This is a genomic window from Leptospira hartskeerlii (assembly GCF_002811475.1).
GTDB lineage: Bacteria > Spirochaetota > Leptospiria > Leptospirales > Leptospiraceae > Leptospira_B > Leptospira_B hartskeerlii.
Map to the genome: position 1 here is coordinate 73,789 of NZ_NPDL01000005.1, position 22,711 is coordinate 96,499.

Below are 22,711 nucleotides of genomic sequence, written 5' to 3' on the forward strand. Positions count from 1 at the left end.
GAGCAAGAATGCAAGCCGACTCCTTGTTTGAATTGGAATCCGAGAAATCTTTTCTCGGATTTCTGCTTCTTAAAGGAGCGGATAATCTAATCGATATCCCCCTCATTCCTGAGGATTTTTACCAAGATACAAACAGAAGGATTTACAAGGCAATTCTTGACCTTGTGGACAAAAGGACCGCAGTAGATCCGGTTTCCGTCCTAAACTTCTTAAAGGAAAACTCTCTACTCAAAGATCCGGAAAGAGAATACGAATATATTTATTCTCTCTATAAGGATTCTGTAGTTTCCCATCCTTTGGGTTATTATGCGGAAAGAATTAAACGTCTTTCCGAAAGAAGAAAATATTCTAAATTATTAATGAATGCCCTGGATCTGATCCAGAAAGAACCGGGCGAAAACGAATCAGTATTCAATCAAATCGAACAAAGCCTTACTGAGGTATCCCGATCCGCGGATGTAAAAGGACTTCTTCCTGTTTCCGGAGATAAAGCGGCTCTCTCTGAATATATCAAAGAGATCATGGAGAGTAGAGGCCAGATCAAAGGCCTGAGGACTAATTTTACTCAGTTCGACGAGATGACCTCCGGTTTGAAAGAATACGAGATGATGGTTTTGGCTGCGAGACCGGGTAACGGTAAAACTACTCTGGCTCTGAATATTGCCTCCAATGTGGCTCTCATCCATAACAGACCGGTGGTGATTTTCTCCTTAGAAATGAGTAGAATGGAACTTCTACTCAAACTTGTATGCTCCTATGCCCAGGTAGAATCCAACAAATTAAAACGTTCCGAAGTTACTAAGTCGGATGCGCCTAAATTGATTGATGCAATCATTAAGGTAACTTCTTCTCCCATCTATATTGATGACTCAGGTGCTCTGAGTGTGGACGATTTTAAGGGAAGAGTCCGCAAACTTCTGACTAACGAAAATCTTGGACTTATCATAGTGGATTATCTCCAGCTAATGAACGATCCCAAAAACAGGGATGGGGGAAGGCAACAAGAGGTTTCTTCGATTTCCAGAGCGCTTAAGCAGATGGCAAAAGAAGCAAGATGTCCTGTGATTGCACTTTCTCAGATGAACCGTTCCATCGAGCAGAGATCCAAGGACCAAAGACCGCAACTTGCCGACTTAAGAGAGTCAGGCGCAATCGAGCAGGACGCGGATATTGTTACATTCATTTATCGCGGAGAGAAAGGAAAGGACGAAGAGGAAGATCCTAGAATGAAGGGAATGGCGGAGATCATCATCGCCAAAAACAGGTCCGGGCCAACAGGTTCTTTTCCACTTGCCTTCCGACCTGAACTTTCCAGATTTGATAACGTGTAAGTTCCTTAGGAACACGCTTTTATATTATATAATAAGGAAATGGAATTTCTTTGGAAGATTGGATTTTAGAAGGTTATAAATCAAGAGCCTGGGCAGGAGAAGTAACTGATGCCCAAGAAGGAAAAACTCTCACTCTATTCGGTTGGTCTTTTCGATTTCGCGACCAAGGCGGGGTCATCTTTGTGGATCTCCGTGATAGAACAGGCATCCTGCAAGTAGTATTACGTAAAGAAATCCTGGGAGAACATTTTGCAGCGGCAGAAAGGATCCGTTCCGAGTATGTGATTGCAGTCCAAGGAAAGCTTAAGAAGCGGGAAGCAGAAAGTATCAATCCTAAGATGAAAACCGGAACGATTGAACTTGTTGTAGACCAACTGATCATTCTGAACTCTGCAAAAACTCCTCCATTCTCCTTGGATGAGTTCGAAGAGATTTCAGAAGAGAACCGCCTTAAATACAGATACTTGGATTTCAGAAGGGACGAACTTAAGAACAGAATGATTAAACGTCATGAGTTCGTATTCGCAATTCGTAATTATCTAAATTCACGCAAGTTCGTAGAGATTGAAACTCCAATCCTGAACAAGTCCACTCCGGAAGGAGCGCGTGACTTTTTGGTACCTTCTCGCCTAAATCCGAATTCATTCTATGCTCTTCCTCAGTCACCTCAGATCTTCAAACAGATCCTGATGGTTGGAGGAATGGAGAGATATTTCCAGATCGTAAAATGTTTCAGGGACGAGGACCTAAGAGCGGACAGGCAACCTGAGTTTACTCAGTTGGATATGGAATTCTCCTTTGTTTCCCAAGAAGAGATACTTTCCGAGATCGAGGGTCTTTTTTCCAAAATAATGAAGGATGTGTTCAGTTTGGATTTCAAGGGTCCATTCTCCAGAATGCCTTACAAACAGGCTATGGAAGAATATGGTTCGGACAAACCGGACCTTCGTTTTGGAATGAAGCTGGTAGATGTTTCCGAGATCGTAAAAGATTCCGATTTCCAGGTATTTGCGGGTGCGGTTGCAAACGGTGGTGTCGTAAAAGCGGTTTGTGTTCCGGGTGGTTCTGTGATTTCCAGAAAAGAGATCGAAGACCTGACCGCTTGGTTGAACAGAGATTATAAAGCAAAAGGCCTCGCTTACATGAAACACGGGGCAGAAGGATTAGAATCTACTATTACAAAAAGATTCACCCCGGAGGCTCTTTCCAAGATCGCAAGCTTAGTTGGCTCTAAAGAAGGAGACATGGTCTTTTTCGGAGCGGATGAAAGAGAAATCGTAAATCATTCTCTGGGCGCCTTGCGTCTGAAACTTTCGGAAAGATTTGACAAACCTGCAGAAGGAAGCTTTCATATTTCCTGGATTGTGGACTTTCCGATGTTCGAATGGAACAAGGACAGCAAACGCTGGGACTCTTTACACCATCCGTTCACTTCTCCTGGAGATTCCAGTTTGGAAATTTTTTCTTCCGAGGAAAGACTCCAAAAAGAAGCGGGAAATGCTCTTGCAAAGGCCTATGATCTGGTGCTAAACGGAGTGGAGATCGGCGGAGGTTCCATTCGTATCCATTCCAAAGATGTGCAGACTCGAGTCTTCTCTACTTTGGGGATTGGACCAGAGGAAGCTAAGGAAAAATTCGGCTTCTTATTGGAGGCATTGGAATATGGGGCTCCTCCTCATGGAGGGATTGCATTCGGTATCGACAGGATCATGATGCTGTTGACCGGCGGAAAATCCATCCGAGATGTGATCGCATTCCCTAAAACCCAGAAGGGTGTTTGTTTGATGAGCGAATGTCCGTCTGAAGTGGAAGAGAAACAGCTCCAAGAATTGAAGCTTAGGTTGATAAAGGTTTAATCGTATCAGGAAAGAACAATTTACTTTCGAAAACCAAGACCTGTATCGTAAGATCTGCGGGATCAACGATACAGGCGTCAAAAATTTGGAAAAACAATTGGAGATCGATCTAATCCCGAGAGGGAACGGTTTCCAAGTGGAAGGAATTCCTACAAAGGTAGAATTTGCCTTAGATTTTTTCAGATTATTGGAAACCAATTATCGGGACAGACCGGATCGGGATTTTACGGATTCCTTCGATTTCGGTTATCTTCTTAAACAAGCTACTAAGGAAAAGAAGAAGGAAGAGCGTAAGTCGGATGACGAGCCCTTCAAGCCCAACGAAAAAATTCTCACCACCTACAAGGGAAAACATCTCTACTCCAGGACGAAAAACCAGGAAAAGTATATTCAATCTTTCTTAAATAATTTGATTACTTTCGGGATCGGTCCTGCGGGAACAGGAAAAACATTCCTTTCCGTTGCAATGGCATGCAGATTTTTGCAGAACGGGATCGTAGATAAGATCGTCCTAACAAGACCTGCGGTCGAAGCAGGAGAAAACCTTGGATTTTTACCGGGGGATCTGAACCAAAAGGTGGATCCGTATCTTCGTCCAGTATATGATGCTTTGAACGAATGTATCGGTTTTGAGAAAACCCAAGAATATATCGCACTTACTAAAATTGAGATCGCACCCGTTGCGTTTATGAGAGGACGGACACTTTCCAAAAGTTTTATCATTTTGGATGAGGCCCAAAACTGTACTCTCGCTCAGCTTAAGATGATTATGACCCGTTTAGGCCGTAATTCCAGGATGTGTATCTCCGGAGACGTGACCCAAGTCGACTTAGAACATGGTAGATCCGGTTTCGATCGTGTGGTAAACTTGTTCAGACAGACCGAAGGAATTGGCCAGGTGTTTTTCGGAAAAGAAGATATCACAAGACACCCGCTGGTTGAAACCATCGTGAGGAAGTTCGAGGAATTGTAATGTTTCCTTTGGGATCACTTTTAGAAAGAGGGATGGCTTGGATCACGGATACCTTGACCAAGATCCGTCCGATTTCTTTCGTGAGAAAATTCCAGGTGATCCTGACAGCGATCACTTTGATCATCGTGACCTGGATGTTGGCGATCCCGTTTTTCGGTCAGGATAAAATTAATCTCTCTCAAGACGGTCCTTATTCGGAAGGCAAGAATGCCTTAGATAAGGTCGTTTCCACTAAAGATATCGTTTACGAAGACGAAGAAAAAACAAAGGCCAAACGATTAAAGGCTTTCCAATCTGCCCCGAATTTTTTCGACAGAGATTATAGAATTCTAATAGAGGTCATTCGCCCTGCCATCCAAGAGGATATGGAGAAGTATAGGGAACCAAAACCTACCGGAGAAGTGAAAACTTCTGCCGAATTGCTTGTTGCAGTTCCAAGATGGAAGAACAGATCCAAGGAAGAGTTGGAACTCCTACTTAAAACTCCTGGAAAGTCTAGGGTCCGTGATCTTGTCCAACAATATAGTAATTTAGTTTTTTCTAATTTTTGTATCTTAAGGGACCAGCCTGGAGATTATTCCGCAATCCGTTCAGCAGAAGCCAGGGTCCGCAACTCCGGCGCGAGTGGGAACAAGGAACAAATATCTTCTGTCGAGGGAACGCTTGTGATCCCTCGTATGTATCTGTATCGAGATAGTGCTACCATAGATGCTTTGAATCGTTTAGCTGCCGAGAAGTTACAAGCAACAGATCCTCAGCTTCTTTCCGTGATCCAAAAACTTGCATTAACTTACGTATATTCTAATCCTGCCTGTACTTATAATGTAGAAGAAACCAAAAATCAAAAACAATCTGTTATGGATAGGACGGAACCTGTAAGCAGTAGGATCAATGCAGGCGAGACTATAGTAAAAGCGGGAGAAACGATCACTCCTGATATCTATCAGAAATTGTTAATAGTGAATAGATACGCGACTCGAGCGAATATTGCGTCCATAACTTCTATTCTTTTGATCCAATCTATTTTTGTAATTATAGTTTATGCATTCTTAAAGAAGTATAATCCAAAACGTTTGAATGACGTTTCGAGTAACGTAATCGTATTCACATTGATCTGGTCCTTGGTGCTTTGGGCCTATTTGGCATCCAAGGCATTCTTCAGTTTCGAGAATAGTTACGATTCTGTCTTTTACTTTGCACTTGTGATCCCGACCGGAATGGTTTGTTTGATCTTGTCTATGATTTATGACGAACAATTGTCGATTGCGATCGGGTTCTTCCTTTCCTTCTTCGTATTTGCGGCTTCTAGATATAATCCAACTTCTTTCATTCTTGCTTTTGTAATGACTGTGGTCGCAGCTACTTACGGAAGAAAGATGAGAAAGAGGATCGATTTTATTAAGGCTGGGTTCTACATGGCCTTGGTCCAAATGCTGATCTCTTCATCCGGATATTTATTTGATTCTAGAAATTATTGGGTGGCTGTGCCTTCCGGTTCTCATTTGAGAGACCTTTGGGAATCGAATATATTCAGATTATATTTATTATGTTTAGTGAATGGATTCGTCTGTTCCACTTTGACCCAGCTACTACTTCCTATTTATGAGTATGTGTTCAATATTCCTACTAGGTTTAAGTTGCTGGAACTTGCAGATACCGGGCACCCATTACTGCAGGATTTGCTGACTAAGGCACCTTCTACTTATACTCATACCTTTTTAGTGGCCGCTATGTCAGAAAGAGCGGCGCAAAATTTGGAGTTGGATTGGCTTTTGACTAGAGTTGGTGTGTATTTTCACGATATAGGCAAGATCCCGAATGCCGGTTTCTTCGTAGAAAACCAACACCTGATCCCTAAAAAAGAAAACATCGATAAGAACAATCCTGCAAAGGCTGCAAAGATAGTAATCGATCACGTCTTGGATGGAATTGAGATGGCGAAGAAGGCAAGGCTTCCTAGAGAAGTGATCGATTTTATTCCGGAACATCATGGGACTTCTACCATGGCGTTTTTCTATCATAAGGCGCTTGCGGAACTTTCTCCTTCCCAGAAGAAAAAACTGAAAAAAGCTGACTTCCAATATCCGGGTCCTAAACCTCAGAGAAAAGAAACTGCGATTGTGATGATCGCGGATAGTTTAGAAGCCGCGAGTAGATCCTTGGAAGAAGTGACGCCAGAAGCCTTAGATGCTCTTATCACTAAGATCGTAAATGGAAAATTGGCGGAGAACCAATTGGACGAATGTGGGCTCACTTTGGGAGATCTAGAAGTTGTAAAATTCTCCTTTAAGGAAGTTCTTCTTTCTAGTCTTCACTCTAGGCCTAAATATCCTAAACCTGAGGATACAAAAGCTTTAGAAGAGAAGAATAAAAATATCCTGGGGAAACACGCCCCTAAGAGCCACTGATTTGTTCGAGTTCTCTTCGGATTTCGATCCGAATTCTCTTCCTTCTTGGTTATCCGAATCTTCTCTGGAATCTCGCTGGAAAATTTTAAGTGCATTCTCTTTTCCTAATATAAATACTCATATTTCTTTGGTTTTAACTGACGATGAGTCGATTCAGGAATTAAATCGTGTTCGCAGAGGTAAAAATTATGCGACCGACGTCCTTTCTTTTCCTTTAAGTTTTGATCTGATCCCTTGGGAACTTCCCCCGAACAAAAAGGAAAATTTCGGACCGATCTTGAGCTTAGGTGAGATTGTGATCTCTTGGGATACTTGTAAGGCCCAGGCAAAAAGTATAGGTCATAGCGAAGAAGATGAATTTTTTAGATTATTCGTACACGGTTTTTTACATTTAATCGGTTACGATCATGAACGTGGAGAAGAAGATGAGGCTCTAATGAAGGAGAAGGAGGATCTATGTCTGGATCTGGTCCTGGGGCCTTAAAAAAAACCACCGGAATCGTGATGGAAAGCCGCATCCTTCCGGAAGGAGATGCATTCCTGAGACTTCTACCGGAACAAGGTGAAGTGGGAAGTTTCCGTGTTAAAGGAATTAAAAAAAGTAAAACAAGACCTATTGCTGCAGTGGAACCAGGATCTCTTACTGTATTGGACTATTATTTCACCCAAGGAAGAGAAACGTTTAATGTAAAAGAGATCGGGTTGATTAGAAGATTCGATAAGGCAAAGACTGGATATTCTGGAACCGTTTTGGTTTCTTATCTTGTAGAACTTGTTTCTTCCTTTTTGACCGAAGGCGGCTCTCATCCAATGGAATATAAACTTCTTCTGGGTGCATTGAAAGAATTGGATGAAGACGGTTATAAACCTGTATTCCTACCTTTTTTCAAACTGAAGTTATTATACGTAGGCGGGTTTTTATCCAAGGAAATGGAATGTGCAAGCTGTGGAAAAAGTCTCTCAGAGATCCAATCCTGCAGTTTGGACGAGAACCATTTTGAGATAGTTTGCGGAGATTGTGGAAACCCTAAACCGGATAAGTTTGGACTAGTATTATTCGTCCAAGATTGCCTTGCATTGAGATACAGGGACTTGAAGGACAAAAAGATTTCCCTTGAACTCCTGAAGGAGGCGGATAGCTTAAGCAACCGGGCCTTAAAACCTCTTCTTGGAAAAAGACTCAAATCGGAACCTATGTTGTACGAATCCTTAGGGGAAAATCTTGGATAAACTTTTTAAAACAGCATTTTTACTTATCTATACATTGGGCTTGGTTTTTCTGATCGTTCTTCAGGAAAGATGGGGGAAGAAGGATTCTGTGCCTCGTCCTGCTATTGCCGAGGCCTCCAGAAAATGCCAATATCTTGAATGTATCCTTAGGGAGAAAAATCTGGTTCTTGGGGCGCTGGATAAAAGTTGGAAACAGATCGGAACGAAAAGATTGTTTCCAGATTAAGATGATGCCCGCTAAAAAATAGGAACTACTACAAAAGACAGAATGAAAGAAACGGAAATTCTTAAACAACTCGTTTTAGAAGCTTTAAAGGAAGGAGTAAAACTCTATTGTGAAAAAGAAGCGCCTAACGTTTCTTTTTCAGATCTAAGGATTCGAATAGAATATTCTAGGGAAGAATCCTTCGGAGATTATTCCACTTCTTTCGCTTTGGAAAATTCGAAGCTGCTCGGCAAGAAACCTTTGGATTCAGCTGCACTTCTGGTGAGTTACCTTCAGGCAAAGACGGATCTTTTTGAAAAGGTGGACTTTACTCCTCCCGGCTTCGTAAATTTTAGGGTCTCTCCTTCCTTCCTGATCCGTTTTTTGGAAAACACGGTCCAGAAAAATGACATTTTTCCTAAATTAGAAAATCCTAAAAAAGTAAATTTGGAATTTGTAAGCGCGAATCCAACGGGACCGCTAAATATTGTGTCCGCAAGAGCAGCGGCTACCGGAGAAGCTTTTGCAAATCTACTCAAAGCAGTAGGACATTCAGTAGATAAGGAATTTTACGTAAACGATTATGGAAACCAGGTATTTTTACTTGGAGTTTCTACATTGGTGCGTATCAGGGAAGCTCTGGGAGAATCTTTTTCCATTCAAGAGAATGCGGAAGACGGACGGTCGATTGAAGAATTACTCTCCCAAAACGTGATCCCTGCAGAAGGATATAGAGGAGATTACCTCAATATCATCGCAAAACAATTATTAGAAAATTCGAATACTGAAAAAGAGATCAAGTCCCATCTTGAAAAAAAGGAATATTCAGCTCTCGCGGAAAAATGTTCCCGCTGGACCGTTGAATCTAATTTGATCTGGCAAAAAAAAGATCTAGATCTATTCGGAGTAGGCTTCGATCGATTCTTCTCTGAGACAACACTTCATATGTCCGGAAAGGTTTTGGGAGTTCTGGAAAATCTAAAAAAATCCGGCAAAGTTTTTGAAGAAGAAGGAAAACAGCTCTTTAGATCGGAAGATTATGGAGACGACAAAAATCGCGTTGTGGTCCGGGATGATGGACGTCCTACATATCTTCTTGCTGATATAGCTTATCACAATGATAAAATTTCCAGGGGATATGAGAAGATCATAGATATCTGGGGACCGGATCATCACGGATATATCGCAAGGCTTGCAGGTGCTGTCCAAGCATTGGGTTTTCCTAAAGAAAATTTCCAAGTGATCATCGCGCAACAAGTGAATCTTCTGATGGCAGGACAGAAGATGAAGATGAGTAAACGTGCGGGAGAATTCCAAACCATGGAAGATCTTTTGGGATATTTGGGAAAACATGCGAAAGATGTAGCCCGTTACTTTTTTACAATGAGGTCCTTGGATTCCCCTCTGGATTTTGATCTGGATTTGGCTAAGGATGAGTCTGATAAAAATCCCGTATTCTATCTACAATACGCGCATGCGAGAGTTTGTTCTATCTTCAGAGAAGTAGGGACAAGCTCGGATGCAAAAGCATTAGAAAATCTTGAAATGACAGAAGAGAGAAAAAGACTTCTCTTCTGGATCTCTCGTTTTCCGGAAGAAGTGTTGGACGCTGCTGCAACCTTGGAGCCTCATCGGATAGCAAATTATCTCCAAAATCTTGCAAGGGCATTTACTCAATTCTATATAGCTAAGAATAATAGGCTGAAAGATTCGGATGAGTCGACAAGACTGGGACTCGCGAGAATTTGCCAAGCTGTTCGTGTTGTGCTCTCGGAAGGTTTAGCTCTGCTTGGAGTTTCGGCTCCGGAGAGATTGGAGAAAGAAAATTGAATTCCCCTCGGGTTATAGTAATTTCCACGGGTTCAGAGCTGACTGCGGGAAGAAGCCAAGATACAAATTCTTCCTGGATCGCTAACGAACTTTTCGGATTAGGGTATTCGACTGAAAAATTCCTAGTATTGCCTGATGATCCTAAACTAATCCGAGAAGAACTGAAAAATTTGGCTGCCGGAGCTTCCAAAGAAAATCCAGTCCTTCTTGTGATGACCGGCGGACTCGGACCTACCGAAGATGATTATACTTTAGAAGTAGTTTGTGAACTTACTTCTTCTAAAGCTGTGCTGAACGAAAAAGCGCATGATAGGTTGCAGGCTTTGTATCGGCTTCGTGGAAAAGGCTTCCAAGAGGCACTGACTACTGCGTTACGCCAAGTTTCTATTCCTTCTAATTCGACCGTTTTGAATAACTCCGTTGGAATTGCTCCTGGATTCTGGTCGGAGCTCCAATCTGGCGCTTACTTGGCATGTATGCCAGGAGTTCCTTCCGAGATGGTGGCAATGTTCAAAGAGGAATTAGTTCCTCTTATCCAGAAACAATTCCATTCAGGCGAACTATATTCAGATTTTCTGTTTATCTGGGGAATGAGCGAGTCCTTATTCCAACAGGAATTTATAGAAGGTATTGAAGCTTTAAAGAACGGAAAAGCAGTCTGGGGAGTTGCCGCAAAAAAAGGATTTATCCGAGTCACCTACCAATCTCAAAACAAGAATTTAGTTGAAGACTTGATCCAAAAGACCAAGGAGAAATACGGCGGACTTTGTACAGGGGACTTATTCGAAGAATTCCCCAAACTTCTCGCAGAAAGAAAACTAACCATCGGAACGATCGAAAGTTGTACAGGCGGACTCGTTGCTAAGATACTTACCGACCGAGCAGGATCTTCCGATTACTTTTTAGGATCTATAGTTAGTTATTCCAATCTGATCAAAGAAAATATAGTAGGGGTAAAAAGAGAGACCCTAGAGGCTCATGGGGCAGTGAGTGAGGAAACCGCAACAGAAATGGCGGATAACGGAGCAAAACTTCTCGGAACTGATTTAGCAATCAGCATTACCGGGATTGCCGGGCCGGGCGGTGGAACTCCTACAAAAAAAGTAGGAACTGTATTTATAGGAACTCACATCAAAGGTGAAAAAACAGAAGTGAAGGAACTCTTTCTTCCATTCAAGAGAGAACTCTTCCGAGAAGTGGTGGCCGCTACTTCTCTTTATTTAATGTACAATCGATTGAGGAAACTCGTATGATCTATAGGATTTTAGCCCTAAGCTTAGTATTCTTTTTAGGGTTTTATTATTTTTTAGGGAATCCATACGAGTCTGCGAGAACAATACAAAAAACTTGGTATTGGAACAAAGAATCCAAGTTAGCCAGCTTTCCTGATCCTCGCAGTGATTTCGATCCGGAGAGAACTTTAAACGGATATAAAACTAAAACTTCTTATATCAGAATTCCATGGGGAGAATCCATTCCGACCGACGATTCACTTCGGATAGAATATCCACTCAGAGCCAAAGGGTATTTGGCTTATAAAAAGATCGGAAGTTCAGTGGAGTTTTTTTCAGAGGCCGGAGAATTACTTTGGACCAAAGATTATAAAAGTTATCCTCGAATCCATCCTGATGGGAATTTGGTCCTTTTTTTATCCGGAGATAATAACCAAGTTTTAGTTTCCGATATTAACGGAAATTCTTTGGGCGCGAAAAAACTTGACGGTAGATTTTTAACTGATATCTCATTTGCTCCAAAAGGAATTTCTAATGGAGAGACTGCAGTCATATTTTCAGGCGGAGAATTATTCCTTTTAGATGGGAAAGGTGAAAAACTTTTCGAAGCCATATTAGGTGAGAAGGAACCTGTATTTGCGAAAAGCCTTTCTATCTCAGCAAACGGACAGAAGATCGCAGTTCACTTCTTGAAAAACAATCGAGACTTTATTCGAGTATACGATAGAGACGGATCCGAATCGGAAGAATGGAATCTCGGCAGAGTGATCCCTTATAAAGTGAATCTTGCAGTTTCGGATAATGGTGGAGTGCTTGCCGGCTTCTCAGATAAACTGACCTTATATTCTAAATCAGGAAAAATACTCTTCGAAAAAAATCGAAACAAAATACAATCAGTATATCAAACTGTATTCCATTCAGGTTCTTGGTTTGCAGGAGAATGGGAAGGAAACTTATTCTTCTTAGATGAAGAAGGTCATATTCTTAAGGAAGAAAAGATCCGTACTGGAGAAAAACCCTTTCGTTTTTATTCTTCTGGCCGCAATGGAGAAGCCTTCTTAGAAGGCGGGAATGATATAGTTCTTTATCGCGAACTGGCGAGATAAAGATTGCGATGTTGGAGTTCCAACACGCGAGTACTACGGTGCTCAAACCTCGTAGATCGAAAGTGACTTATAACCCTTATTTGTCTGCTTGTCCAGTAACGCAATGATCTCCGTCCTTGTGTCCTTCTCTATATTAAAGATCAACTGGTCCGAGATCTCTCTACAGATATACAAACCTCGACCATGAGAATCCGCGAGTCCTGCAGGCAAACCTGTAGGACTATCTACAGTAATATGTCTGTCCAAACGTTTTAAAATTTCTTTTTTGTTCAGAGAACCGAAATGATCTCGAACTACAACAATATATGAATTTTCCGCAATCCCATAACCTATTTCAAAATAATCCGTGTCTGCGAGTTGAATATGTTCCAAAGGAACCAAAAGGTCTCTAGATGGAAGTTCATACTGATACTTTGAATTTCCTTTGGAGTCTCTTGGAGCGCGGATCATTGCGTTAGAAGTTAACTCTTCTAGAATCTGATGAACTGCATTGGGAGCTCCTTTTTCGATCAGGAATTTACCAACACGATTGCAAATATAATTCCTGTCTTTATCAGAGCTGATCTTGCGGAACACGATCCCGTTTTCCGGAGGAACTAAGAATACTTCTTCTCCCTCTCCTTCTAAGATCTTGAAGTCCGGACCGAAATATTTTTCTACTCCGAAAATATCTTTGTAGAGAAGTTTTTTGACCATCACTGTGATCAGATTGATATCCAAAAAAGAATATTTAGGAATGATATTCCAGATATCATGTTGGTAAGCGAAGTTAATGTAATCGTTAATATTATAAGCGGTCATCAAGGAATACTGGACGGAAGGATATTCCTTTTGGATGGTCTTGATCAGATCTAACCCAGACTTTCCTGGCATACGTATATCAGTGATTACCAGATCTATATGTTCGTTAGAAAGAATTTTAACCGCCTCATCGTAATTTTCCGCATCGAAAACTTCGTAATCTCGGATCAGAATATCTTTTACTGCCTCCCGGATGGAGTGTATATCTTCTACTACTAAGATACGATGATTGGACAATTTAGTTTCCTTTTGGTTGTACTAATGGAAGAGAAATTTTAAATCTGGTCCTTCTATCATAAGAACGAACAGTTAATTCTCCTGAATGTTCCCTTACGATGGAATGGCAGATGGAAAGTCCGAGACCTGTTCCGATCCCGGACTTATTTTTGGAAAAGAATGGAGAGAAAATTTTATCCAGCATATCTTCCGGAATTCCTCCAGCGGTATCTTCCACAAAAATATGCATCATATTACGAGTGCGCCTGACTTCTACTTTGATCTTACCTTCTCCGTAATCATAAGCTTGCAGAGAATTTTTGAAAAGATTAATAAACAATCTCTCCATCTTGACTGGATTAAATTGGAAGGTCATGCCAGGTTCGCTTAAAATTTCCCATTCAGTATTTTTAGAAAGAACGGGATAGACCCAAGTAACAGAGTCCTTTGCCTTCATTATGGTTTCATGAATATCTGCATTTGTAGTTACTAATTTGTCAGGCTTAGCAAAACTGATCACATCCAACACGATCATCGCCGCACGAGTAAGATCTTCTTTGATCATCTCTAATCTTTTACGGAAAAACGCAGGATCCATGCTTGATAGATTATTCATCAAGTTTTGAAGTGTGAGGCTCATACCCGTAAGTGGGTTATTCAACTCATGGGCTACACCGGAGATAAAAATACCAAGGGAAGCAAGGTTACGTATCCTAAGGTTCTCTTCTTCTTTTTCTTTGATACGAGTGATATTACTGATTTTTTCTACGATCGAAACTATACTTCCATCCTTACGAATTGGGAAAAAATCTAAATATAAGGTCTCTTTTTGATCGTTCGCTACGTGAAATATCTCACGCCCAACTTCTCCCTTTCCTTCGAACCCAGCATCAAAGTCGGGTTCATTTTCATGATGATCTTTCATCGGACAGTAAGGACAAACTGCAGAACGGTTGTACAGAATTTCGTAACACTTTCTGCCGAGGATAGAAGGGAAGTCAGGCTCACTCGAAAATTCGAGAGTGGCCTTATTTACACGACGGACCCGGAAGCCTGAGTCTATCAGAACTAGGGGCTCCGTGATTCCGTCCAGAATTGCTTGGAGTTCCTCCGCTCTTTCGTGGAGGTTTTCCATTAGGGATGACATCCGGATCAATATTCTAGGGATTCTTTATAACTTTGCAGTAATTTTTTTTGATTTCTGGAAGAATGTTGAGACTGCATTTCCTGAAGTCTTAGAACATGCACGAAAAAATCCTCGATCAGCTTTAAGTAAAATTCTTTCTTAAACTCGGATCTATCCCGGTTTACCCCCTCATCAGGTAGGTAATTCAGAGGATATTCTGCCTCTCTACCGTTCTTATCCGCGTAAATCACCAGATCGTCCACATTATTATCCAAAGGAGTAGTGTCCGTCATCCGGATCATGATCGTATCGTCTGCGGAATAATTTGCGGTTTTAATTTCAGAAACCACCTTGGAAAGAGTGGATCCGTTAAATTCCAGAAGAATGGACTTTTCTTCCGCTCTCTCTATCCCTCCAGGAGAGGCAGACTGGGTCACGGAGAACTTAGTGATCTTCACACCTTTACGGTTCGGATAATTTCCCACCCAAGTTACCAATGTCCCAATCGGAAGAGCCTCCATTCTTTCGAATTTCAAAAGTTCTCTGGCAACACTTAGGCTTTCATACGCACGTAAGATACGTTGGTTCAACATTTGGGTAGAAGAAGGGGAGGAATTATTCTGGGATTTTGTCCCATCCTGGTTTTGAGCGTTAATAGAAAGAGAGGAAAGAAGAAGGAGTAGAATGAAGACGGCCTGAAAGGCCGTCTTCGGAGAAGAATAAAAATTAAGGCTTAGGTTGCGCTGGTGCTTCTGTGCTTGGTGCGTTAGTAGGCGCGGATTCTTGGGCATTTGTCCCTCCTTGGTTGCCCTGGGCCTCTTCCGCAGCGGGTGGAGGAAGGATCTCAGGCGTTGGAGTGGTATTGTATCCACTAGTCTTCGCAAAAAGGAAAGAAAGAATCAAAGATAAAGCCAAAAAAGTGAGTCCAGCAACTCTAGTTGCCTTAGTCAAAACATCCGCAGTAGAAGAACCAAAAACAGATTGGCTTGCTCCTCCACCAAGAACTCCACCCATTCCTCCTTTGCCTGTTTGGATCATAACAAGAAGGATCAGAAATAGACTGACAAAAACGAAAAGAACAAGAATGGTTCCGGTGATAAAGCCCATGAGTCGAATTCCTAAAGGTAAAAAGGTATGTTTTTTGGCGAAATAATCCGCTTTAAATCCAAACTACCGCCAAGCCCTAGGCTGACAAGCCGTTTAGTACATTCCTAAACATGTGCCTATGACGGTAGGAAGAAATTAGAATAAAGCTAAGAAACTTTCCAGCTTCTGGCTGGCCCCGCCTACGAGCCCTCCATCTATATCCGATTGGGAAAGGAGTTCCTTCACGTTATCGGCTTTTACGGAACCGCCATAAAGGATAGGCATAGCATCCGAGATTGTTTTCCCATTTTGGAATAATCCGGAAATTTCTTTTCTAATAAATGCGTGGGCTTCTTGCGCTTGCGCAGGAGTTGCCACTTTACCCGTTCCGATCGCCCAGACAGGTTCGTAAGCTACCCAGATACGAGAGAATTGGTCGCTTTCAATAGAGCCTAAACCTTCTTGGATCTGTTTTTTCAGAACTTCGAAAGTATTTCCAGATTCTCTTTCTGCCAGAGTTTCTCCCACACAATACACAGCAGTAAAACCGTGTTTAGTCAGATAAGAGATCTTTTGATTACAGAATACGCTTGTTTCACCCAAGAACTGTCTTCTTTCTGAGTGACCAACGAGAGCAAATTTAATACCTATCTCGGAAAGTTGATCAGGACCGGTTTCACCAGTCATAGCAGTGAGAGGAGCAGGGTAGATGTTTTGTGCTCCGACAGCAATTTTCGAATTTTCTAATATTCGAGCAACTGCAGCCAGATGAATGGAAGAAGGAAATACAACCGCCTTTTTATTATCGGGAAGAGAAGAAGACTTTTCCTTTAGGCCGCTTGCGAGTGCCAACGCTTCCTTTTCGGAAAGATTCATTTTCCAGTTACCGGCGATAATTTTAGGGCGCATATATATTTCCTTTGATTCGTTAGATTATTGTTTTAGAAGAGCCACAACTCCGGGGAGTTTTTTACCTTCTAAAAATTCCAAGGAGGCTCCTCCTCCAGTCGAAACGTGAGTGATCTTATCTTCCACTTTAGCCTTATTGATCGCAGCGATGGAATCTCCTCCACCCACTACAGTTCTGGCTTTGGACTTAGAAACCGCTTTTGCGATCGCCATGGTACCTGCTGCGAATTTATCGAATTCGAAAACTCCCATAGGACCGTTCCAAACGATCGTAGCCGCATTCTTAATTACTTTTTCGTAATTTGCGATCGTTTTAGGACCGATATCCATTCCCATCCAACCGTCCAAAATTCCCATCTTGTCTACGGTTTTGGTCTTAGCATTCGCATCAAATTTATCACCGATCACATGATCCACAGGAAGTTGGAAGTCCACGCCTGCGACTCCAGCTCTTTCTATCAGTTGGAAAGCTTCCACTTCGAAATCTCTTTCTACTAACGAATTTCCAACCGGGATCGCTCTGGATTTCAGGAAGGTATAAGCCATTCCTCCGCCGATCAAAATATGATCCACTTTTTCGATCAGGTTTTTGATCACACTGATCTTAGAAGAAACCTTGGAACCTCCGATGATTGCAACGAAAGGTTTTGCGGGGCGGGAAAGAAGAGAAGAAAGTTCGGTGATCTCTTTGTACATCAACAAACCAGCAAAAGAAGGTAGAAGATGTGCAATTCCTTCCGTAGAAGCATGAGCTCTATGAGCAGCACCGAATGCATCGTTTACATAAACATCGGCGAGGGCAGCCAGGCTTTTGGCGAAAGCAGGACTATTTTCCTCTTCTTCTTTATGAAAACGTAAATTTTCAAGAATCAGGATCTCTCCATCCTTAAGTTCTTTGGAAAGTTTTACTACATTCTCCCCGATCACGTCTTTTGAGAATATTACGGAAGTTTTAACTAGATCTTTAAAAACTTCGTAAACCGGCTCCATAGAATATTGAGGGTCCGGTTTACCTTTAGGACGGCCAAGGTGACTTGCGATCACCACCCTGGCACCTTTTTTTACCAATAATTCAATGGTAGGAAGTGTCTTTTCAATTCTAGTCTTGTCGGAAACTTTACCGTTATCCAGAGGGACGTTAAAATCGACCCTCAGAAAAACTCGTTTCCCCTTGACGTCCTCGTTTTCGAGTCTGGGTAATTGTTGCATCTATTAACCTTTTTTAGCCATGTAACGGATTAGGTCTAAAACTCTGTTAGAGTAACCCATCTCGTTATCATACCAAGAAACCAATTTAAAGAATCTGGAATTTAACTCGATACAAGCGTCAGCATCAAAGATAGAAGAAAGAGTTGAGCTTAAGAAGTCGTTAGAAACAACCATCTCGTCAGTATAACCTAAAATCCCTTTCATAGCCCCTTCAGAAGCTTCTTTCATTTTTGCAGAAATTTCTTTTAGGCTGGTTTCTTTAGTAGTTCTAACAGTTAAGTCTACAACAGAAACGTCTGGAGTTGGAACTCTGAAAGACATACCGGTTAGTTTTCCGTTAACTTCAGGAATACAAAGACCAACCGCTTTAGCTGCACCGGTAGAAGCTGGGATAATGTTTTGCATTGCTCCTCTTCCTCCTCTCCAGTCTTTTTTAGAAGGCCCGTCGACAGTAGGCTGAGTCGCAGTAGTAGCGTGGATAGTGGTCATCAGACCTTCTTCAATCCCGAAATTGTCCAAAACTACTTTAGTGATCGGAGCAAGACAGTTCGTAGTACAGGAAGCGTTGGAAACCACATGATCCTTGCTTGGATCATATTTTTCGTTATTCACTCCCATAACAAAAGTAGGGATGTCTTTGTCTTTTGCAGGAGCGGAGATCACCACTTTTTTAGCTCCGGCTTTGATATGTTTTTCTGCACCGACTCTGTCTGTGAATAAACCGGTAGATTCGATTACATAATCCACTTTTAGATCTTTCCAAGGGAGTTTTTCTGGATCTCTTTCGGATACACAAAGAACTTTTTTACCGTCAACGATAAGTGAATCGTCAGTATGCGAAACGGTGCCGTTAAAACGTCCATGAGTAGAATCGTATTTTAAAAGATATCCTAGGTTGTCCGGAGTTACTAGGTCGTTGATTGCTACAAATTCAATATTTGGGTCTTTGATCCCGGAACGGAATACCAGGCGACCGATTCGGCCAAAACCGTTGATAGCGATTCTTGTCATTTTCTTCCCTTTATTTCCTTAATGTTATTTGATAAAACAGGAGCCTTGGGCTCTTCAAATACATGTTTTTATAACAAAACCATCCTGAAAATCCGTTTTTTTCGAGCTTTTGGGCGACTCCGGACTCCGTCCGGACCGCGCTGCTACGGGCTTCGGTCCTTCGGACTAAACCCTGCGCATCGCTGTCGCGGTTGAATTAAAGGACTTTGCCTATGATCTTTTCGAAAGGTATGGGGCCGAAATCTCTGGAATCCACGCAGTCGTCTCGGTTATCACATAGAAGAAAGTAATTTCGATCTTCTACTGTTAGGTTGGAAAGATTATCCCTGCTTGAATAAGTCCCGGAGAAGGCTGGCCTTGCGTCTTTGAATTGTAAGGAGAAGTCTGATTTTTCCTGAGCCTCGGAGGTGCCGTTTCTGTAAAGGACCTTGTCCTTGATAGAGATCTGGTCTCCAGATTTTCCCATGATACGGACCAAAGCTACTTTTCCTTTTTGCGTCGGATGTGCCACGAGTACCACATCCCCTAAAAACAAGGAAGAATCTCGAACGAATCTGGAGATATAAATTCTTTTTCCTTTAGGGAGCGCAGGAGACATCTCTTCCGTTTCTGGGACGAATGGAAATACAAACCAGATTCGAACTGCGGTCGCGAATAAAAATCCAACCACAAGAGAGATCGAAAGAACCTGAGCGAATTTCTTTCGATCGAATTTTTTTTCCTTCTCTCCGAACTCTTTTTTCAATGAGAACATTATAGGCTAGGGTATGAATGTATAGAAAATGGGCAAAGTAGATTTTATTTAAAAAAAAGTTGAAATATCAGATTTTAGAGGGTCATATATTCAAATTCGAAAATAAAGGAACCTTCTTCTCATTGGAAACAATCGGCGGAAAAAGCCTAATTTCTAAACTTCAGTTTTTATTTCCTCTTAGTTGTATTGTATTCACTGCATTATTCTTATTTAAGATAGATGCAAATTCAGTTTTAGTCTCCGACAACCAGAACAAGATCGTTCAGGCACAAGCATTCATAGATTCAGGATATAAAAGCGAGTATCTTAGTTGTAAAATTTTAGAGGATCTAGGCGGCTGTAAATTTTTTCCAAGCTGGCAGGTCCAGTTACAAAACGGAATTTCCGGACCTTTCCCTGTAGCATTCTCTCTGTTCGCTTCCATATTCGGTCTATTAGGAGATTATAGTTTTCTATTTTACGTTTCTATTTTGTTTTTTTGGATCGGAGTACTTTTCCTAAAGTTCGAACTGGACTTAAAATGGGCTTCGGTCCTATTTTTAAGTTTCGGTCCCGCTTTTTTCCATTCAGCATTATTCCCGGATTATTCCATTACATTTCTTTTAACCTGTGTAGGACTCACATTTTACGCCTGCCCGGTAAAGACTCGGCCGCTCGGTCTCTTTATAGGATTTTTTGTAGGACTCGGGTTCTTCTTTCGGCCGGAGAATACGATCTTATATTTCGTCCTCGGAGTTTTTCACCTGGCTGAATTCATTCAAAAAGGTAGATCCGAGGTTTCTACAAGAGATAAGGACAGGTTGATCCTACTCATAGGAACCGGTATCGGAGTGATATTTTACGGAATTTTAAACTATTATCTGTACGGTTCCGCCTTGGGAACTAGAATAGAGACCAATGCAGAAATAGGTTGGGATACCGGATTCGAAAAATACACTTCTCTTCTTATTTTCGGAAATGCAAGAGTCGGTTTTTTATTCTTCTGCCCTTGGGTTTTGCTTTGGTTGGTATACTTTTTTATTCGTTGGAAAGAACTCGAGAAATTTGAAAAAAAACTCTCTCTGGCGATCTTAATTTCCCTTTTTTTAGGGGCTTATCTGGCTCCAAACGATTCCAATATAGATTGGGGGACCAGATATCTTTCTTGGCTGATTGTTCCGATCGTCGTTTTATTCTTCTCCAAAAAGAATTCAGAAAGAGTTCCTAAGACTGTTTGGATTTTGACGGGAATTTTATTTTTGGTGACCTTATTCTTTTCTAAGATCTACTTTTTGACTCAAGAAAAACTTTCCAAGGAATACGTAAAATACAACGAGTTCTTATTGAGCTCTAATTCGGAAATATATCTGACAACGGAGTCGAGTATATCCGCATTGTTTGGTCAGGAAATTTTACGTAAGAAAGTATTAAGGATAGAGGAGCTAGAAGATCTTCCGGAATTAACTAAGATCCTTTCCTCTAAAAAAGGATCCATTTCCTTGGTCCGTTATGAGCCGATCACATTATCTCTTTTACAAACCTTAGAGAAAAACAATTCAGAGAAATTAGGAACCGAGATGCAAGATTGGTTTTTAAGATCCGGCTGGAACAAGATCTCGAAACAAACTTTAGAAAAAATAGAAATTCTAAAATTTGAGCGAAATTAGATTTTGATATAACATTAGCTAAGCTCAAGAAACGCATTCATAATTTGGACTTGTTTAGGTCTAGAAATGTTGTAAAATGGGAGTGCTACCGAGGGAAAGTATATGCAAGAAGTACATCTGGCCGGAAATATATTAGAATACATGGGTAAACGTCCTATCTTCAAAGACGGAGTGTTCTTAGCTCCTGGTTCTTTGGTAGTAGGGGATGTAGTGATCGGAAAAGATTCCTCTATCTGGTTCCAAACATTGATCCGGGGAGACGTAAATTATATTCGTATCGGAGACAATGTAAACATACAGGACATGACGGTGGTCCATGTTTCCAGAAACACTCATCCAGTGGAGATCGGAGATAATGTTTCCGTGGGTCATAGAGCTGTTCTTCATGGATGTAAACTTAAAAACAATTCATTCGTGGGAATGGGAGCGATCATCATGGATGGAGTGGAATTAGGAGAATACTCTTTCGTGGCCGCAGGCGCAATGGTAACTCCAGGTAAGATCATTCCACCGGGAGCGATGGTGATGGGATCTCCCGCAAAGATCGTAAGAGATATTACTGAAGAAGAAAGGAATCTGATCGAGAGAACCGCTGCAAATTACGTCACCTATAAGAACAATTATCTGGATGATTTTTCCTATAGGATCAGCATAGTTTAATTTTACAAAATTTTCCTATACGTTTAGGGAACTTGCGGAAAACTTTACTATGTGAGCGAAACAAAAATTCCGGGAGTATACCTAAGAGGGACAGGGGTCATAGGTTGGCCTCTGGCTTCTTTGTTATTATTATTAAAAAATAAATTTGGCGGATTCCAGGTATTTATAGAACCGTATAAATTACAAAAATCTGAAATACCTCAAATACTTTCGCTGCTCGAAAAAGGCGGGGTCATAGTAGACGATGGCTCCAATGGAGTTCAAAATTTTTTTCCGGAATGGATCTCCAAACAGGATGCATTGTCCCAGTCTCTTGTAGTATGTGATTCTTCCCCGCCCGGGATCGCAGACAAAAGAAAGTCCGAATACTCAGATCAGATCTACGATCAGATTAAACTTTTTATAGCTCAGGGAAGTGAACATTCTTTCGGACCACAATTTTTGTATCCTGAAAGTTCTCCACTCTTAGAAAAAAATCCTCCTAAGTTCATCCATATTTCTACATGTAACACTCATACATTAGCCGGGATACTTAGGCCCTTCTACTCGGAAAAACCACAAGAGCTGGTAAACATTTTAGAAGAGGCTGATTTTTTTGTGATCCGTCGAGATGCGGATATGGCAAAGAATGATCCCCACGTGACCGGACCTTTACTTGTTCTTCCTGAATCGGAAACCGGGACCCACCATGGAAGATTATTGAACGAAGTATACGCTGATCTTGGATTTAAGATTAAATTGGGATCTTCTTCCGTAACGATCAACTCCCCATATATGCACCTAATCCGGTTTCATCTTCGCTTAAAAAGAGAAGTTTCTAAAGAATGGCTGGTATCTAAGATCAATAATGATCCGTTCTTAAGTATCACCGAACTGGTTTCTACGAACTCAATCTTCTCCTCAGGAAGAGATCGAGGAGTGTACGGACGGATTTTCTCTCATGCAGTATTTCCAATCTCCGCACTGGAAGTGAATGGAAGAGAAATACGCGGATATGCCGCCACTCCTGGGGATTCGAATGTGCATATTTCCACCATCTATGCGGTTTATAAAGGGTTAGGACTTTCCTGGCGACCGGAAACGGAGGCCTTTTTAGCCGGAATTGTCTTGAAAGAAGTTTAG

The 22,711-nt window shown here is 41.5% G+C and carries 21 protein-coding genes; 13 read left to right on the plus strand and 8 right to left on the minus strand.

Annotated elements, in window-relative coordinates:
* The first annotated feature begins 8 nt into the window (after positions 1–8).
* From dnaB to CH352_RS10430, 10 genes are all read left to right on the plus strand, one after another.
* Entirely contained in the window at positions 9–1,331 is a 1,323-nt protein-coding gene (dnaB, locus tag CH352_RS10385; protein ID WP_100707055.1) for a replicative DNA helicase, read from the plus strand.
* 50 nt (positions 1,332–1,381) lie between these two features.
* Positions 1,382–3,187, plus strand: a complete 1,806-nt coding sequence (gene aspS / locus CH352_RS10390) for an aspartate--tRNA ligase (RefSeq protein ID WP_100707056.1) — start codon at positions 1,382–1,384, stop codon at positions 3,185–3,187.
* Between the two features lie 4 nt (positions 3,188–3,191).
* Positions 3,192–4,160: a PhoH family protein gene (locus CH352_RS10395; RefSeq protein WP_100707057.1), complete on the plus strand. Its 969-nt coding sequence runs from the start codon at positions 3,192–3,194 to the stop codon at positions 4,158–4,160.
* Positions 4,160–6,568 carry an HD family phosphohydrolase gene (locus tag CH352_RS10400; RefSeq protein WP_100707058.1) on the plus strand — a complete coding sequence of 803 codons (2,409 nt, stop codon included), beginning with the start codon at positions 4,160–4,162 and terminating at the stop codon, positions 6,566–6,568. Before CH352_RS10395 ends, CH352_RS10400 begins: the two co-directional genes overlap by 1 nt.
* A 64-nt stretch (positions 6,569–6,632) precedes the next feature.
* On the plus strand, positions 6,633–7,052 hold the full coding sequence (gene ybeY, locus CH352_RS10405; protein WP_423789708.1) for an rRNA maturation RNase YbeY: 420 nt from the start codon (positions 6,633–6,635) through the stop codon (positions 7,050–7,052).
* The gene (gene recO, locus CH352_RS10410) at positions 7,025–7,798 is read left to right on the plus strand and encodes a DNA repair protein RecO (protein WP_100707060.1); all 774 of its coding nucleotides are present in this window, start codon (positions 7,025–7,027) and stop codon (positions 7,796–7,798) included. The genes ybeY and recO overlap by 28 nt, the downstream gene beginning before the upstream one ends.
* A complete protein-coding gene (locus tag CH352_RS10415; protein ID WP_100707061.1) occupies positions 7,791–8,024 on the plus strand; it encodes a hypothetical protein in 234 nt (77 codons plus the stop codon). Before recO ends, CH352_RS10415 begins: the two co-directional genes overlap by 8 nt.
* 42 nt (positions 8,025–8,066) lie before the next feature.
* Complete coding sequence (argS, locus tag CH352_RS10420; protein ID WP_100707062.1) at positions 8,067–9,833, plus strand: arginine--tRNA ligase; 1,767 nt, start codon at positions 8,067–8,069, stop codon at positions 9,831–9,833.
* Positions 9,830–11,086, plus strand: coding sequence for a CinA family nicotinamide mononucleotide deamidase-related protein (locus tag CH352_RS10425; RefSeq protein ID WP_100707063.1), 1,257 nt, complete (start codon positions 9,830–9,832; stop codon positions 11,084–11,086). The genes argS and CH352_RS10425 overlap by 4 nt, the downstream gene beginning before the upstream one ends.
* Positions 11,083–12,171, plus strand: coding sequence for a hypothetical protein (locus tag CH352_RS10430; RefSeq protein WP_100707064.1), 1,089 nt, complete (start codon positions 11,083–11,085; stop codon positions 12,169–12,171). Before CH352_RS10425 ends, CH352_RS10430 begins: the two co-directional genes overlap by 4 nt.
* 42 nt (positions 12,172–12,213) lie before the next feature.
* On the opposite strand, the gene CH352_RS10435 is transcribed toward CH352_RS10430, so the two are convergent.
* The 8 genes from CH352_RS10435 to lepB all read right to left on the minus strand — a co-directional run bounded on the left by CH352_RS10435 (position 12,214) and on the right by lepB (position 19,283).
* On the minus strand, positions 12,214–13,209 hold the full coding sequence (locus CH352_RS10435; protein WP_100707065.1) for a response regulator transcription factor: 996 nt from the start codon (positions 13,207–13,209) through the stop codon (positions 12,214–12,216).
* 1 nt (position 13,210) lies between these two features.
* Positions 13,211–14,335: an LIC_12097 family sensor histidine kinase gene (locus CH352_RS10440; protein ID WP_100707066.1), complete on the minus strand. Its 1,125-nt coding sequence runs from the start codon at positions 14,333–14,335 to the stop codon at positions 13,211–13,213.
* A 5-nt stretch (positions 14,336–14,340) separates the two neighbouring features.
* Positions 14,341–15,105, minus strand: coding sequence for an endostatin-like outer membrane lipoprotein LenA (lenA, locus tag CH352_RS10445; RefSeq protein ID WP_243396346.1), 765 nt, complete (start codon positions 15,103–15,105; stop codon positions 14,341–14,343).
* Positions 15,041–15,421: a preprotein translocase subunit SecG gene (secG, locus tag CH352_RS10450; protein WP_100707067.1), complete on the minus strand. Its 381-nt coding sequence runs from the start codon at positions 15,419–15,421 to the stop codon at positions 15,041–15,043. The genes lenA and secG overlap by 65 nt, the downstream gene beginning before the upstream one ends.
* A 135-nt stretch (positions 15,422–15,556) precedes the next feature.
* Positions 15,557–16,309 (minus strand): triose-phosphate isomerase, encoded by a 753-nt coding sequence (gene tpiA, locus CH352_RS19160; RefSeq protein WP_100707068.1) that lies wholly within the window; start codon positions 16,307–16,309, stop codon positions 15,557–15,559.
* A 24-nt stretch (positions 16,310–16,333) separates the two neighbouring features.
* Positions 16,334–17,518: a phosphoglycerate kinase gene (locus tag CH352_RS19165; protein WP_100707069.1), complete on the minus strand. Its 1,185-nt coding sequence runs from the start codon at positions 17,516–17,518 to the stop codon at positions 16,334–16,336.
* A 3-nt stretch (positions 17,519–17,521) separates the two neighbouring features.
* Positions 17,522–18,529, minus strand: a complete 1,008-nt coding sequence (gene gap, locus CH352_RS10465; protein ID WP_100707070.1) for a type I glyceraldehyde-3-phosphate dehydrogenase — start codon at positions 18,527–18,529, stop codon at positions 17,522–17,524.
* A gap of 196 nt (positions 18,530–18,725) precedes the next feature.
* A complete protein-coding gene (gene lepB, locus CH352_RS10470) occupies positions 18,726–19,283 on the minus strand; it encodes a signal peptidase I (protein WP_100707071.1) in 558 nt (185 codons plus the stop codon).
* A gap of 59 nt (positions 19,284–19,342) precedes the next feature.
* On the opposite strand from lepB, the gene CH352_RS10475 reads away from it, so the two are divergent.
* From CH352_RS10475 to CH352_RS10485, 3 genes are all read left to right on the plus strand, one after another.
* Positions 19,343–20,929 (plus strand): LA_3751/LA_3752 family putative glycosyltransferase, encoded by a 1,587-nt coding sequence (locus CH352_RS10475; protein ID WP_100707072.1) that lies wholly within the window; start codon positions 19,343–19,345, stop codon positions 20,927–20,929.
* Between the two features lie 102 nt (positions 20,930–21,031).
* Positions 21,032–21,589: a gamma carbonic anhydrase family protein gene (locus tag CH352_RS10480; protein WP_100707073.1), complete on the plus strand. Its 558-nt coding sequence runs from the start codon at positions 21,032–21,034 to the stop codon at positions 21,587–21,589.
* 51 nt (positions 21,590–21,640) lie between these two features.
* Entirely contained in the window at positions 21,641–22,711 is a 1,071-nt protein-coding gene (locus CH352_RS10485; protein ID WP_100707074.1) for a hypothetical protein, read from the plus strand.